The 14,590-nt window shown below is 40.5% G+C and carries 13 protein-coding genes and 1 pseudogene; 8 read left to right on the top strand and 6 right to left on the bottom strand.

The annotated features are described in order from the left end of the window. The 4 genes from lpxA to RI557_RS07065 are packed head-to-tail and all read left to right on the top strand — an operon-like array spanning position 1 to position 2,971. Positions 1-777 carry an acyl-ACP--UDP-N-acetylglucosamine O-acyltransferase gene (lpxA, locus tag RI557_RS07080; protein ID WP_310668048.1) on the top strand — a complete coding sequence of 259 codons (777 nt, stop codon included), beginning with the start codon at positions 1-3 and terminating at the stop codon, positions 775-777. Positions 778-780: 3 nt separating this feature from the next. Then, positions 781-1,410 (top strand): ABC transporter ATP-binding protein, encoded by a 630-nt coding sequence (locus RI557_RS07075; protein ID WP_310668047.1) that lies wholly within the window; start codon positions 781-783, stop codon positions 1,408-1,410. 44 nt (positions 1,411-1,454) lie between these two features. Continuing rightward, complete coding sequence (efp, locus tag RI557_RS07070) at positions 1,455-2,021, top strand: elongation factor P (protein WP_310668046.1); 567 nt, start codon at positions 1,455-1,457, stop codon at positions 2,019-2,021. Positions 2,022-2,053: 32 nt separating this feature from the next. After that, positions 2,054-2,971, top strand: coding sequence for an LpxD N-terminal domain-containing protein (locus tag RI557_RS07065; protein WP_310668045.1), 918 nt, complete (start codon positions 2,054-2,056; stop codon positions 2,969-2,971). A 2-nt stretch (positions 2,972-2,973) separates the two neighbouring features. Here RI557_RS07065 and RI557_RS07060 read toward each other — a convergent pair whose 3' ends face one another. Beyond that, positions 2,974-3,774, bottom strand: coding sequence for a LexA family transcriptional regulator (locus tag RI557_RS07060; RefSeq protein WP_310668044.1), 801 nt, complete (start codon positions 3,772-3,774; stop codon positions 2,974-2,976). 88 nt (positions 3,775-3,862) lie between these two features. On the opposite strand from RI557_RS07060, the gene RI557_RS07055 reads away from it, so the two are divergent. Continuing rightward, positions 3,863-4,960 (top strand): PA0069 family radical SAM protein, encoded by a 1,098-nt coding sequence (locus tag RI557_RS07055; RefSeq protein ID WP_310682960.1) that lies wholly within the window; start codon positions 3,863-3,865, stop codon positions 4,958-4,960. A gap of 3 nt (positions 4,961-4,963) precedes the next feature. Here RI557_RS07055 and RI557_RS07050 read toward each other — a convergent pair whose 3' ends face one another. From RI557_RS07050 to kynU, 5 genes are all read right to left on the bottom strand, one after another. Further along, positions 4,964-5,788, bottom strand: a complete 825-nt coding sequence (locus RI557_RS07050) for a hypothetical protein (RefSeq protein WP_310682958.1) — start codon at positions 5,786-5,788, stop codon at positions 4,964-4,966. Beyond that, positions 5,778-7,121 carry an NAD(P)/FAD-dependent oxidoreductase gene (locus RI557_RS07045; RefSeq protein WP_310668041.1) on the bottom strand — a complete coding sequence of 448 codons (1,344 nt, stop codon included), beginning with the start codon at positions 7,119-7,121 and terminating at the stop codon, positions 5,778-5,780. The genes RI557_RS07050 and RI557_RS07045 overlap by 11 nt, the downstream gene beginning before the upstream one ends. A 418-nt stretch (positions 7,122-7,539) precedes the next feature. After that, on the bottom strand, positions 7,540-8,061 hold the full coding sequence (locus tag RI557_RS07040) for a hypothetical protein (protein WP_310682956.1): 522 nt from the start codon (positions 8,059-8,061) through the stop codon (positions 7,540-7,542). Between the two features lie 53 nt (positions 8,062-8,114). Continuing rightward, a complete protein-coding gene (locus tag RI557_RS07035; protein WP_262713930.1) occupies positions 8,115-8,243 on the bottom strand; it encodes a hypothetical protein in 129 nt (42 codons plus the stop codon). Continuing rightward, on the bottom strand, positions 8,240-9,511 hold the full coding sequence (gene kynU / locus RI557_RS07030) for a kynureninase (RefSeq protein WP_310668039.1): 1,272 nt from the start codon (positions 9,509-9,511) through the stop codon (positions 8,240-8,242). The genes RI557_RS07035 and kynU overlap by 4 nt, the downstream gene beginning before the upstream one ends. A 151-nt stretch (positions 9,512-9,662) precedes the next feature. Between kynU and hemL the strand changes: the two genes are divergently transcribed. The 3 genes and pseudogenes from hemL to RI557_RS07015 form a co-directional block, all read left to right on the top strand. After that, positions 9,663-10,952, top strand: a complete 1,290-nt coding sequence (hemL, locus tag RI557_RS07025; protein ID WP_310682954.1) for a glutamate-1-semialdehyde 2,1-aminomutase — start codon at positions 9,663-9,665, stop codon at positions 10,950-10,952. Between the two features lie 210 nt (positions 10,953-11,162). Further along, entirely contained in the window at positions 11,163-12,431 is a 1,269-nt protein-coding gene (metK, locus tag RI557_RS07020; RefSeq protein WP_310668037.1) for a methionine adenosyltransferase, read from the top strand. Between the two features lie 207 nt (positions 12,432-12,638). Next, positions 12,639-14,590: pseudogene (locus RI557_RS07015) on the top strand (hypothetical protein); the annotation flags it as partial.

Raw genomic sequence — 14,590 nt, 5'->3', positions numbered from 1 at the left:
ATGGCCCAGAATAAAATGGCAAATATTCACCCGAATGCAAAAGTTGCAGAATCTGCAGTGGTTGAAGCATTTGCTACTGTTGAAGAAGACGTTGTAATTGGTGAAGGGACCTGGATTGGACCAAATGCAGTGGTTATGAACGGAGCTCGCATCGGGAAGAACTGTAAAGTGTTTCCGGGCGCTGTTGTATCAGCTGAGCCGCAAGACTTAAAATATCAGGGTGAAGAGTCAATCGTCACGATTGGGGATAACACTACCATCAGGGAATGTGTTACGGTTAACAAAGGGACCTCTGATCGTATGGAAACTAAAATTGGCAATAACTGCCTTTTAATGGCTTACGTTCATGTTGCCCACGATACATTCATAGGTGATAATGTGATTGTTGCCGTTGGTGTGGCGCTTGCCGGACACATGGATATTGAAGATTACGTGATTATTGAAGGTATGGCCGGTGCACAACAGTTTGTGAAAATAGGTGCACATTCCTTCATTGCCGCTTATAGCCAAATTCGCAAAAATGTTCCGCCATTCATTAAATGTGCTCGCGAACCGTTGAGCTACACCGGTGTGAACACCATTGGATTGAGAAGACGCGGTTGGGATGATGAAGCGATCAGGGAGATAGAAAATATCTACCGCACTCTTTATGTCCACAACAAAAACATTTTAAATGCGCTCAATCAAATCGAAGAAGAATACCCTGATAGTCCGCATAAACGCAAGATTGTCGATTTCATCAAAAACTCAGAAAACGGTATCGTAAAACGACCTTAACTTTTGAATATCAAGTTGCATAATGTTGGAAAACGCTACAATCGCGAGTGGATTTTTAAAAATCTAACCCGTGAGCTAAAAGCCAATACAACTTATGCCGTAGTGGGTAGGAATGGCTCCGGAAAATCTACTTTTCTAAAAGTTTTATCGGGAAAGCTCAGCCCGTCAAAAGGAGAGTTGAGCTATCACGGTCAGAGCCAGCTGAACCCGGTTCCGACCGAAAAGATTTACAGGCAAATAGCTATGTGCGCGCCTTATCTCAGCATTTATGATGAGTTGACTCTCAATGAGCTCATTCATTTCCAGGCAAAGTTTAAGTCCTTTGCACAAGAGATAAAAGAAACGGAAGTTCCAAAAATACTGGAACTGGAAAAGTTCAGAAACCGTGCAATCAATACATTCTCATCTGGAATGAAACAGCGCGTGAAACTAGGGTTGGCTGTTTTGTCCGATTCTAAGATTCTATTGCTCGATGAACCGGCATCAAACCTCGATCACGATGCGCAGGACTGGATGAATAATCTTATCGAAAAATTTTCAAAAGATCGGCTTACGGTAATTTGTACGAATCACCACAGCCAGGAACTCAAACTTTGCAACGAACAAATCAATATTCACGATTACAAAAAGTAACTTGATAGATTCTCTTATTTTCGCATGAACAAAAAATTTCAATAATGGCAACAACTTCAGATATAAGAAACGGACTTTGTATCAATTTTAACCACGACCTGTGGCAGGTACAGGAGTTCTTACACGTTAAACCGGGTAAAGGAAACGCGTTTGTGAGGACTAAACTCAAAAGTTTAACATCAGGAAAAGTATTGGATCACACTTTCCCTGCCGGAACTAAAATCGATGACATTCGCGTTGAAAACCGTACTTATCAGTATCTCTATAAAGATGATACGGGGCTTCACTTCATGAATGTTGATGATTACGAACAAACAAATCTTCCAGAGAAACTCATTGATGGAGCAGATTTGTTGAAAGAAGGTGATAAAGTAGATATCCTTTTTCACGCTGAAGAAGAGCGTCCGTTAGCTGTTGAAATGCCACAACACGTACAAATGGAAATCACCTACACTGAGCCTGGTATTAAAGGAGACACAGCTACTAACACGCTCAAGCCTGCAACAGTAGAAACAGGAGCTGAGGTGAAAGTGCCTTTGTTTTGTGATATTGGGGATAAAATCAAAATCGATACGCGCAAAAGAGCTTATGTTGAGCGCGTAAAAGACTAATCACAGCATATTTCAATTTATAATATCATTTCATGAACTATTCAGAACCACAGGAGCTATCAAAAATTGCGTCACTCATCAATGCTGAAGTTGTTGGTGATGCTAATATGAAAGTAAAAGGCCAAAATGAAATTCACGTTGTAGAAGAGGGTGATATCGTATTTGTAGATCATCCCAAGTACTACGATACGGCACTCAACTCTGCGGCTACTGTGGTTCTGATCAATAAAAAAGTGGATTGTCCTGAGGGCAAAGCATTATTGGTTGTTGATGATCCTTTTTCTGCATTTAACAAGCTCACAAAGCATTTTAATCCATTCATCGCGAGTAGCTCAACTATTGATGAAGAGGCAGTGATTGGTGAGGGTACAGTTATTCAGCCTAATGTTTTCATCGGGCCAAATGTGAAAATTGGGAAGAATTGCATTATACACCCCGGGGTCAGTATTGTTGGTCACGCCACAATTGGCGACAATGTGATTATTCATGCAAACGTGGTAATTGGTAGTGAAGCTTTTTATTACAAAAAACGCGAGTCGGGATTTGATAAACTGCTCACTGGCGGATCTGTCGTGATTGAAGATGATGTTGAAATAGGTGGCGGTTCAACTGTGGATAGAGGCGTTACCGGCCCAACAACAATCGGATTGGATACGAAAATTGATAATTTGTGCCACATAGGGCATGATACCATTATCGGGAAGCATTGTCTTATTGCTGCGCACACCGGAGTTGGCGGCTGCTCTGTCATTGAAGATGATGTTACAATGTGGGGTCGCGTTGGAGTTAAGAGTGGTGTCACAATCGGAGCCAAAGCTGAAATACTGGCTTGTTCGTGTGTTTCTAAATCGCTCGAAGGCGGTAAAACATATTTCGGGTTAGTGGCTCAGGAAAAAAGTGATGCCTGGAGAGAGATGGTTGCTGTAAGACGACTTGCTCGCCAAAAATAATCTCACTTTTCTTTATTCATCAACTTTCTTACATCGCGCTGTAAAAGCGAAACCTGTTTTGAAAGCTCGGCATTGTTGAGGTTGTGATCAGGAATATCTTTGCTGATGTAGTGAACGAATCGCCATATTTCGAGTACATCTCTTATATGAACCTCGTAACTCTCGTATTCCGGATTTGTAGAATGTAATTCCAAAACTCCGTCTTTCGCAACCCGATCCACAATGTTTTTCAAAACGATTCCATCTTCGCGTGTTACCACGATGTAAGGCTGCTTTTCATTCAATTGAGACCAATCGTCAAGATATTCACCTATCACGAGTGATCCGTGTGGAATGGGCGGCATCGAATCTCCTGAAATCGGGAAAACGCGGTGCTTTCGGTTCTGATCGAGAAATGGCAGACTGAGACGCGGTAGCTCGCTGATGAATTCCGGATCTGAATACCCGGTAGTGTATCCTGCTTTGGCTTTGGTCGGAACCAGCTCGATTTGTTCGTTATTCTCATGATCAACCGTTGTGGCGAGAATGCGTAAATGTTTTCCGCGCAGGTCAACATCGTAACCTTCTTCGATCTTTTTGAGTTCAAGATCAGTCAGTTTGCTCATGTCCTGCCTCAGCAGCCTGTCAATATTCACCTTAAAAAAATCAGAAATGCGCATTAGCGTTTTGAAATTGGGCTCAGCCGATCCGTTTTCATAGGCGCTCAACGTTGAACGAGTCAACAGTAACTCATCTGAGAGAGCTGACTGCGATAGCGATTTGTGTTTACGCAGGGTCTTTAAGTTCAATTTAAAATAGCTCATTTCTGGAAAAGTATTTTGTCAAAATTATAATTTATGATAAATTATTTGTCTGAAAAGTGACAAAAATATTGTCAAAATGAAATGAATAATGATTGGAGGATGTGATATGACGGTGAAAAATCAAACATTTAAAAGAAGGGGAGCTCACATTGCACCTAATAATCGCTTTGAAAAATACCAGCGATTTACAGATAATGATTTCCTGGAGTTGTGTCACAAAGAAGATGAGTGGGAGGGAGACGATAAAACGCAATTCATTGAGGTGTTTCCAAAAACCATCGTCAATAAAGTGAATAGTCCGGATATTGGACTCGGCTATAGCATGAATCCTTACCAGGGATGTGAACACGGGTGCATTTACTGTTATGCGAGGAATAGCCACGAGTATTGGGGTTACAGTGCCGGATCAGACTTTGAAAGAAAAGTTTTGGTGAAGAAAAATGCTGCTGATCTACTCCAGCAAAAATTTAAAAGCAAGTCGTGGAAACCAACTCCAATTATGCTATCCGGTAATACAGATTGCTATCAACCTGCTGAGGCGAGGTTTAAATTGACGCGAGAAATTTTGAAAGTCTGCCTGAAGCACCGCCATCCAGTTGGGATTATCACGAAAAATGCTTTGGTGTTGAGAGATTTGGATTTGCTGGAAGAGCTCAACTATCATCAACTCGTTCATGTTTCGGTATCGATTACTTCATTAGATGATGATTTGAGGAAAAAGCTGGAGCCGAGAACATCGTCTGTTCATCGCAGATTACAAACTGTAAGGAGACTGAGTGCCTGTAATATTCCAGTCAATGTGATGTTGGCACCCATAATTCCCGGAATTAATGGTCACGAGTTAATTCCGCTCGTAAAGAAAGTTGGTGAGGCAGGAGCAGCCAACATCAATTATTTAGTCGTTAGGCTAAATGGCCATAATGGTGTTTTGTTTACACACTGGTTGAAGCAGCACTTCCCTGACAGGCAGCGCAAGGTTCTCAACCAGGTTAAGGAACTGCACGGAGGAAAAGTCAACGATTCGCGCTACGGAACAAGAATGAAGGGTGAAGGAACATGGGCTCACGAAATCAAAAAACAGTTTGAAGTAGCGAAGTCGATGTACCTCCAAAAGAAAAATTATCCCGGTTATAATTGTTCAGCTTTTCGCAGACTCGACAACGATCAATTATCACTTTTTGAGTGAGGATTAATCATCACCATAACCATTTTTGAAACCACCGGGTAATTTCGGATTATTGACATCAGGGCATTTTGTGTCAGCTAAATTGAAAGGCATTATTTTAACGCCAATTGTGAGCGGCACGTATTGATTGTGGTAAATATCTAGTTGATAGAATGATTCGGTTTGTGGGTAAGCATTGAAAACTGGGACTTCAGCGTAAGGCAAAAGAACCAGATTATTCGACAGCATAATACCAAAGCCGAGTTGATAATGTACCTGCCCAACTATTTGCGGGGCTTCGTTAAAATCTGTTATAAAAGGTGAATTCTCTGCGTACCCTACCTCCTGATTTCTGATAAATGCATATCCGGCATTTACACCAATCGAGTTTTGAATGAAATTGTAATCTCCAACCGGAATTGTACTGTTTAAGTTGAAACTCCCCGAAACGTAATGCGCGAGCTGGGTGTGACTTCCCGACTGATCGATTGATTGGTCTTCGAAATCTTCACCGTGAAACAAGCCTTTGTAAGAAAGCGAATAATCGAAATAAGTAAAACTCAAAGTACGCTTGAAATTGTAATAGCGGCCTACTTCTAGCTTGGCTCCCGGAATTATTTGAGGCGTTGTCGTGAGGTTCAGACCATTAATGGTTGTTGAATTTTCAGATCCAATTAATCCTGTTACTCCGGCACCAAAAAGCCAACCACCACGCTTGAAAATATCCTCGCTGGGAAAAACTTGCTCAAATTCATTGCGCGATTTGTTGAAGCCGGGCTTGTACTTTTTTTGAGCCTGAGCCAAAAATGCAAGGAGCAGCGCTATGGTCAGAACCAAACTAATCCGCATCGTTCAGCGCTTCTAAAATTTGATTTTCAACTTCGTCAGAATCCCACTTTTCTTTGATATTGTCTCTGTCCATCACCTTATCCATGATACGCTTTTGCTTTTGGCCGGTTTCATAAGCCTCAGAATAGCGGATGTGACTGAAAGTTACCTGTGAGTAAAGCGGCATCCATTTATCAGGATGTTTGTCGTAAATCTTGTTTTCAATTTTCTTGCGGAGAAGGAACATTTCGTCACCCACGAGATCGCGCATTTCAATGTAGTTGTCGAGCGCTAACTGTGCAATTGCATCTCCGTCAGGTTTTCGTTGTTTTGAAAACTCATCAAAGAGTTTGTGCCAGTCAGATCCGAGCTCATCGTACATTTCACTAAAAACCGAACAATCTTCAAAGCCGGCATTCATTCCCTGACCGTAAAACGGCACAATTGCGTGTGACGAATCCCCCATCAGTAACACCTTGTCTTCATAATTCCACGGTTCACAGCGAATAATAACAAGTGAAGATGTGGGATTCTCAAAATATTCATCAGCCAGGTTAGGCATAATGTCATAAAAATCCGGAAAAGTCTTTTTGAAAAAGTCTTCAACCTGCTCTTTTGTTTCGAGTGAATTGAACGAATACTCTCCGTCATAAGGGAAAAATAAAGTGCAGGTATAACTGCCATCTTCATTTGGTAAGGCGATCAACATGAATTTTCCACGCGGCCAAATGTGAAGTGCATTTTTGTCGAGTTTGTGGGATCCGTCTTCGTTAGCAGGTAGCAAAAGTTCTTTGTAACCGTGAGTCAGGTATTGCTGTGAATAATTGAAACGATCGGTTTTCATGAGTCTGGTTCTCACTGCTGAGAAAGCGCCATCAGTCCCAAAAATTCTATCAGCCGTAACTTTTTTAATGTTGCCTTCTTTATCCTCAAATTCGAGCGTGTTGGTTTTGAGATCGAGGTCGTTGCACTTTTGATCAAAGAAGAAGGAGACGTTATCGTATTTAGAAGCTTCGAGAAGCATTCTTTTATTCAGATCACCACGAGAAACAGAATAAATAGCCTGGTCGTTTTTTCCGTAAGGCTGAAAGCTGAGGTTTCCGTTTTCATCGTGCATCCTGCGGCCGTACATCGGGATAGTGATTTCTTCAATCTGCTTTTCCATACCGGCTAATTTGAGTGCTTTCCAACCTCTCGTTGAAAGTGCAAGATTGATCGATCGACCACCTTTTAGTTCGACTTTCCGTAAGTCTGGACGTCTTTCGTAAACTTCAACTTCAAATCCTTTTTTCGCTAGTAAAATAGCTTGTAATGAACCAACTAATCCGGCTCCGACTACTACAACTTTTTGCATGTTGACGTGATAATTTGTTTCCCTTGTTCACCCAAACACAGTTTGGATGTTTGTGTTTGACAAAGTTGGTGAAAAGAATGGAAATAGAGTCGAGATTGATTCTAAATCGGAATTGAGTAGCGTTTTGAGAACTGTAAAAAAATGGCCTTAAAATTTTGCTTCTTACCCTGTAAGTAATTGCATCAAAGAAGAAATGTTAGAATAAGAATAGTAGTGAGATCAAAATTAAGAAGCAAAAAATACTTTACTTACTATCTGTGATTTTCTGGCTACTTTTCTTGTTTCTTAGGCTTTTTGGTCGTGCTTTTCTTTTTTAATTTCTTAATGAAAGCACTAATTTCTCTTCTTTCCTTGTCTGAAAGTGGAGAGCTCTCAATATTTAGGTTAACATTTTTTGGTTCTGCTATGTGTGACATTTTCAGCTTGTTTTAAAATATTTAATTACAAGATTCTTAGCAGCTTCTGTAGGGATGATCATACGTTGATTTTTAAAGTGGTATGCTCCTAAAGTATCTTCATAATGTTTTATCAATTTTGATTTTGCTGTAAAAGCTACAAATCCTTCAAAGCCGATTTGGAATGATAGCTTACAAGCGTAAGCGACTAGATTACCTGGGACTCCTTCGTAAAGCTTCTTTTTACCTATATTAAACGGGGCGTTTTCCAACAAGTTTATAAAAACATGATCAGTTTCACGATAAACACTAATTAGTCCCTGAATAATGTCAGGGTTGTTTACAATTGTCAATTTGTAAACTTCTCTAGTCATGTCATTAAACTCTGTTTTCCAATCAAACTTCCAACCATCGTTTTGGAGTAGGTGATTAATATCTGATTTTTTAAGTGTTGAAATTTCAGTTTGAAAACTGTCTCCAGAAATTGTATTTAAGATCGAATCAGTAAGACGATCAACAACAAAACCTTGTTCTATTTTTTCCATGCTTAAAAATAATACTTTAAACAGAGGATTTCAAACCAGGGGATATTACAAAACTAATCGTCTTCCATTCTCTTTTTGAAGTAGCGTCCTCCTCTTGGAGGTTTCGTTCCTTTACGAACAGAAAAACGAGCGATGACCATGCCAACAAGTAAAATCGCAAATATGTAAAGGATGTCTGTCATACTGCTTCTTCGAGGATTTTACCAAATCTGTAAACATCTTCAAAGCTATTGTAAAGAGGTACGGGAGCAATACGAATCACGTTTGGTTCGCGCCAGTCTGCTATAACACCATTTTTCGTAAGATGATCAAAAAGTGCTTTTCCCTGTCCGTGACAAAGGATAGAAAGTTGACAACCGCGCTGATTTTTATCTCGCGGAGTGATAATCTCAAAGTTTACGTTTTCGCTGTTTGCTGAAATTTCATCCACTACAAATTCGAGGTAACCCGTGAGTTTCTCGCTTTTGGTTCTGAGCTTACTCATATCTAACTCGCTAAAAATGTCAAGCGAAGCTTTATGGGGAGCCATTGCAAAAACCGGAGCATTTGACAATTGCCATGCTTCAGCAGTTGGCATTGGATCAAAACGCTTTTCCATTTTGAATCGCTCTTCCTTGTTGTGTCCCCACCAACCGGCAAATCGTTTGATGTCTTTATCAGTGCAGTGCTTTTCGTGAACAAAAACTCCCGATACACTTCCCGGTCCTGAGTTCATATACTTGTAGGAACACCAAGCTGCAAAATCGACATCCCAGTCGTGAAGTTGGAGAGGAATGTTTCCCGCAGCGTGAGCGAGATCCCAGCCAACAATGGCTCCAGACTCATGACCGGCTTTAGTGATCGTTTTCATGTCCCAAACCTGGCCGGTATAGTAATTTACTCCACCAATCATGATAAGCGCTATTTCATCGCGGTGCTCCTCGATTTTAGCTAACACATCTTCGGTTCTGATCGTGTGCTCACCTTCACGAGGATGCAGTTCGATGATGGCGTCATCTGCATCATAGCCGTGAAATTCAACCTGACTTTGAAGAGCGTATTGATCGCTTGGAAAAGCTTTCCCTTCACAAAGAATCTTGTATCGACTTCCTTCAGGGCGATAAAATGAAACCATGAGTAAGTGGAGGTTTGTTGTGAGTCCGTTCATGGCCACAACCTCAGTTTCTTTTGCACCTACAATTTTGCTGAGCGGACCAGCAAACATCTCATGGTAACTAAACCAAGGGTGCTTAGCCTCAAAATGACCTTCTACACCGTACTTTGCCCAATCGTTGAGTTCCTGATCGATTACTTCCCTGGCAGATTTAGGTTGTAAGCCGAGCGAGTTACCGGTGAAATAAACCGTATCTTCTCCGTTGTGTTGGGGAATATGGAATTTTTCGCGGTAGCTTCTCAATGGATCGGCTTCATCAGCCCGGGCTGCAAATTCGTGTGTGAAAGCGTAATTCATCTTGATCAAATTTTCGTTGCAAACTTAGCAGTTCTGCAGTAATTATTGGTCAGAACCGAAAGTTTAGTCAGGGGTATTTATTTTTGACACTTCCCTGACCGCTTAGTTATTTGCAGACTTCTACATTTGTAGTCATTCAAAATATTACAATATGAAGCGCGAAGAATCGAGTAAATTATTTGATAAAGCAAAAACATTATTTCCAGGTGGAGTTAACTCTCCGGTGAGAGCCTTTAAAAGTGTTGGTGGTAGTCCCATCTTTTTTGAAAGTGGAAAAGGTGCTTTTCTAAGAGATGTAGACGGAAATGAGTTCATCGATTTTTGCTGTTCTTATGGTCCGCTCATTTTAGGACATGCGAATGATAAGGTGGTTGAAAATGTTCAAAAGACAGTAGCCAGAGGAACATCTTTTGGTGCACCAACGAAAGAAGAAAACGAATTGGCTGATACCATTTTGTCAAACCACCGTTACATCGAGCGAATAAGATTTGTCAACTCAGGGACTGAAGCTGCTATGAGTGCGATTCGCCTGGCTCGCGGATATACAGGTAAAAACAAGATTATCAAATTTGAAGGCTGTTATCACGGTCACGTTGATTCGCTACTCGTTAAAGCAGGATCTGGTTTAGCAACGTTGGGTACTTCTTCATCTGCCGGTGTTCCCGAGGATACTGTAAAAGATACCATCGTATTGCCACTCAATAACAAAGAAGCTGTTGAGGAAGCAGTAAAAAAATACAAAGGTGAAATTGCGGCAATCGCACTGGAGCCAATACCGGCCAATAACGGATTGTTGATCCAGGGAAAAGAATACTTGCAATTCCTTAGAGATGTTTGTGATAGAGAAGGAATTCTGCTCTTTTTCGATGAAGTGATTTCCGGCTTTAGAGTTGGTTTTGAAGGAGCAGCCGGTTTTTATGATATTCAGCCAGATTTGATTGCATTTGGAAAAATCATTGGAGGCGGATTGCCTGTTGGTGCTTATGCAGCATCAGAAAAAGTCATGAGTAGCGTTTCTCCTGAAGGGCCGGTTTACCAGGCGGGTACGCTTTCGGGAAACCCGGTGGCAATGTCGGCCGGAATCGCACAAATCAAAGAGTGCCTGAAACCTGGATTTTATACAGAATTAGCAGAAAAGACAGATGAGTTTTGTTCATCAATAGAATCGTACGCCAAAGAAAAAGGGTATGACTTCTCAATGCCGCATATCGGAAGCATCTTTTGGTTGGCCTTTTCAAATGACGCTATCAAGAGTGCTGATGCAATTCCAGCAGAAAGTGGTGATTATTTTAAGAAGTTGCACGCCATCTTGCTCGAAAATGGAGTTCACCTTGGGCCATCAGGCTTTGAAGTTGGCTTTGTGAGCGAAGCACATGGCAAAGATGAGTTGGATAGAGCTGGCGGTGAAATAAAAAAAGCACTGGATCAGTTATTTGGCTAAAAAGTTTTCGGTCAGAACCGGATGGTGGTTCGGTTCTGACCATCACTCAATAGAAAGTAAAATTGATTTTTAGATCATGTAAATTCATTTACTTTTCTTTTCTTTGGGGTCACGTGGAAAGATTTGGCTGATTGCAACCACATGAAAAAATGCTAAATGGAAAATCCAATCAGCTGTTGAGAATTCTACTCATAGCAAAAATTATTAAAAATGTCGTATTTATTTACTTCGGAGTCTGTCAGTGAAGGACATCCCGACAAAGTATCAGATCAAATTTCAGATGCAATTTTAGACAACTTCCTCGCATTTGACGAGCACTCAAAAGTAGCCTGTGAAACAATGGTTACTACCGGGCAGGTAGTGCTTGCGGGTGAAATTAAATCAAACACCTATATTGATGTTCAGGACATCACAAGAAAAGTGATCAACGGCATCGGATACAATAAAGGTGAGTACATGTTTGAGGCAAACTCGTGCGGAATTCTTTCAGCTCTTCACGAGCAATCGCCAGATATTAACCAGGGTGTTGATCGCGGAAAGCCTGAAGATCAGGGAGCCGGTGACCAGGGGATGATGTTTGGTTACGCAACAAATGAGACAGATAATTACATGCCTTTGGCGCTGGATTTATCTCACCGCATTTTGAAAGAGCTTTCTCAAATGCGAAGAGATGGTGATGAAATCACTTATCTCCGCCCAGATGCTAAAGCTCAGGTAACGATTGAGTACAGCGATGATGATGTTCCACAGAGAATTGACACAATCGTAGTTTCAACACAACACGATGCTTTTGATTCTGACGACAATAAAATGTTGGATGAAATCAAGCACGATATCATTAATAAGGTAATACCAAAAGTAAAAGCTCAGTTAGCACCTGAGTTGCAAAAATTATTTGATGGTCAGATCCAATACCACATCAACCCAACAGGTAAATTCGTGATTGGTGGTCCGCACGGTGATGCTGGATTGACCGGTAGAAAAATTATTGTTGATACGTACGGAGGGAAAGGAGCTCACGGAGGTGGAGCATTTTCCGGGAAAGACCCAAGTAAAGTGGATCGTTCAGCCGCTTATGCTGCTCGCCACATCGCGAAAAATCTCGTAGCAGCAGGTGTTGCCGATCAGCTACTCGTACAGGTTAGTTATGCGATTGGTGTAGCAGAACCAACAGGTGTTTATGTTGACACTTATAAAAGCAGCAATGTCGATTTAACCGATGGCGAAATCGCTCAAAAAGTCATGAAGCTGTTTGATCTCCGTCCGGGTATTATTGAAAAGTCACTAAAACTCCGCAACCCAATTTATGCTGAAACAGCAGCTTACGGACACATGGGGAGAACCTCAGAGGTTGTAACGAAAGAATTTGACAGACTTAGCTCTGATGGAAAGGAAACCATCAAAAGAGAGGTTGAACTTTTCACCTGGGAAAAACTCGATAGGGTTGATGATGTTAAGAAGGAGTTTGGAATTGGCTAAACTCTAACAGATTCAATAAAATATTAAAAGCCGCATATAGTTTCGCTGTATGCGGCTTTTTATTTGATATTCAAGTATATTTTTTTAATGATTAACACTCTATTTTATAAAGTTTTTGTGTCGAAGGACTATAAATTTAGGATTTATAATTATAAAATTATTATGTTTGAAAGATAAAGTTTATTATTAACAAACTATTGTAGCATTATGAAAAGAAGTTTACTTTCTCAAGGGATTTTCATTATTATATCCCTTCTGGTTACACAATTTGGGTATAGCCAATTTTCTGAGACATTCGATAATACAACAATCCCCGCTAATTGGACGAATTCAAATAGTACAAGTTCAACTAGTACTAATGCTTTTTGGAAATTTACTGGGAATCCTGGTTACGCTATGGGAGGAACTCAGGATCATACAGGTAACAATGGATCATTTGCCTGGGTTGATGGAAGTTCGCCAGATGGACTTGTTGTTAGCTTGACCTCTCCCAGTATTCAGCCTATTCCGAACATGTATCTTGACTTTTACCTTAAAAGAGACATTGGTACTTATAGTACTACCCACAATACTTTCACAGTTGATTTTTATGATGGAAGTACATGGCATAATGGTGTGTTTACCCATAGTAGTAATACTGCAGGAGGGAATTGGGAATTATTTACTGTACAGCTTGATAACTTTCCAGTAAATGGAAATATTCAAATCAGGTTCAATGTTAATAAGAACGGATCAACAGCATTCTATGATGATGTAGCCCTTGATGATGTTTCTCTTTACATTGGTTATCCACCAACTCCTAATGATGCAGGTATTACAGGAATTGACACTTCAACGGTGACCTGCAAGGGGTTAAATGATGTCAAAGCGCAATTGTCAAATTTTGGTTCAGATCAATTGACAAGCGCTACTGTTAATTGGAGTGTAGATGGGGTTGTTCAATCACCCCTTTTATTTTCAGGTGTTTTAGATACTCTTGGTGGTCAGGGTTCAACAGATACAACTTTGACTTTAGGTCAATACAACTTTCCATCTTCAGGGACTTATAATATTAAAGTTTGGTCTGAAGATCCAAATGGTGTTTTTGATACAATCAATTTTAATGATACAGTTACTTCTGAGGTTGATGCAGATATGATCGATCTTCAGGTAGAAGATATGGCAGATGTTTCATGTTTTGGAGGATCTGATGGATATGTGAAAGTTACTAGTAATGGTTATGCTCCTACTTATATTTGGAGTAGTGGTTCTACAGGGGATTCTGTTACTAACTTGTGGTCAGAGACTCATTCGGTAGTAGCAACTGATTCTGTTAGTTGCCCTGATACTTTAGATGTAATTGTTAACGAGCCACCAGAGTTAATGGTGAACTTACTCGAAGGAGGAAGTGTTCCGTGTTATGGTGATAACCAGGGCATGGTTTCAGTAGAAGGTCAAGGCGGTGTTGGAAATTACACTTACTACTGGGGTAATGGAGATACAGATAGTACCAGAAGCGGATTAAATGTCAATACAACGCACAATATAACAGTTACTGATGGAAATGGATGTCAGGCAACGGCTTCTTACACTATTTTTGAGCCAAATGAATTAGAGGTTTTGACAGATTCATACAATAAAAATGCAGGTTGTGAAAACCAAATCGGAGCTATATCTGTTAGTGCAAATGGAGGAACATCACCATTTAGTTACAACTGGAGTAATGGCTCTACAAGTTCAGGTTTGAATGGTTTATCAGGAGGTGATTATACCGTAACGATTACAGATGATAATGGATGTACGGTTACTGAAACATATCCTGTTTATGATTTAGATGTATCAATCACCAATCTTACACCAACACTCATTGCAAACTTGAGTGGAGCAACTTACCAGTGGATTGACTGTGATAATGGACAGCCTGTAGATGGAGCTACAAGCGATACATTCACTCCAGAAGATAATGGATCATATGCAGTAGTCATTACAAGTGGAAATTGCACAGATACATCAAGATGTGTTGAAGTGTTGAATACAAGTACTGAGGATTTAATAGGAGGAGAGAATAGCTTTAAAATCTATCCAAATCCTACAAGTGGTGAGTTCACAATGTCATTTGGCTCATCAGCAAAGAATGTAGAGTACGAGTTAATCAATGCTCAGGGAAGTGTAATTGATCG

The sequence above is a fragment of the Salibacter sp. genome, from assembly GCF_031581065.1.
GTDB lineage: Bacteria > Bacteroidota > Bacteroidia > Flavobacteriales_G > Salibacteraceae > Salibacter.
Note: the sequence above shows the minus strand (reverse complement) of the source record. Positions and strands in the feature narration are given on the sequence as shown.

What these genes read in the sequence shown, in the direction of transcription:
- lpxA (WP_310668048.1), top strand. Translation starts at nt 1, where the DNA reads ATGGCCCAGAATAAAATGGCAAATATTCACCCGAATGCAAAAGTTGCA.
- efp (WP_310668046.1), top strand. Translation starts at nt 1,455, where the DNA reads ATGGCAACAACTTCAGATATAAGAAACGGACTTTGTATCAATTTTAAC.
- RI557_RS07065 (WP_310668045.1), top strand. Translation starts at nt 2,054, where the DNA reads ATGAACTATTCAGAACCACAGGAGCTATCAAAAATTGCGTCACTCATC.
- RI557_RS07060 (WP_310668044.1), bottom strand. Translation starts at nt 3,774, where the DNA reads ATGAGCTATTTTAAATTGAACTTAAAGACCCTGCGTAAACACAAATCG.
- RI557_RS07055 (WP_310682960.1), top strand. Translation starts at nt 3,863, where the DNA reads ATGATTGGAGGATGTGATATGACGGTGAAAAATCAAACATTTAAAAGA.
- RI557_RS07050 (WP_310682958.1), bottom strand. Translation starts at nt 5,788, where the DNA reads ATGCGGATTAGTTTGGTTCTGACCATAGCGCTGCTCCTTGCATTTTTG.
- RI557_RS07045 (WP_310668041.1), bottom strand. Translation starts at nt 7,121, where the DNA reads ATGCAAAAAGTTGTAGTAGTCGGAGCCGGATTAGTTGGTTCATTACAA.
- RI557_RS07040 (WP_310682956.1), bottom strand. Translation starts at nt 8,061, where the DNA reads ATGGAAAAAATAGAACAAGGTTTTGTTGTTGATCGTCTTACTGATTCG.
- RI557_RS07035 (WP_262713930.1), bottom strand. Translation starts at nt 8,243, where the DNA reads ATGACAGACATCCTTTACATATTTGCGATTTTACTTGTTGGCATGGTC.
- kynU (WP_310668039.1), bottom strand. Translation starts at nt 9,511, where the DNA reads ATGAATTACGCTTTCACACACGAATTTGCAGCCCGGGCTGATGAAGCC.
- hemL (WP_310682954.1), top strand. Translation starts at nt 9,663, where the DNA reads ATGAAGCGCGAAGAATCGAGTAAATTATTTGATAAAGCAAAAACATTA.
- metK (WP_310668037.1), top strand. Translation starts at nt 11,163, where the DNA reads ATGTCGTATTTATTTACTTCGGAGTCTGTCAGTGAAGGACATCCCGAC.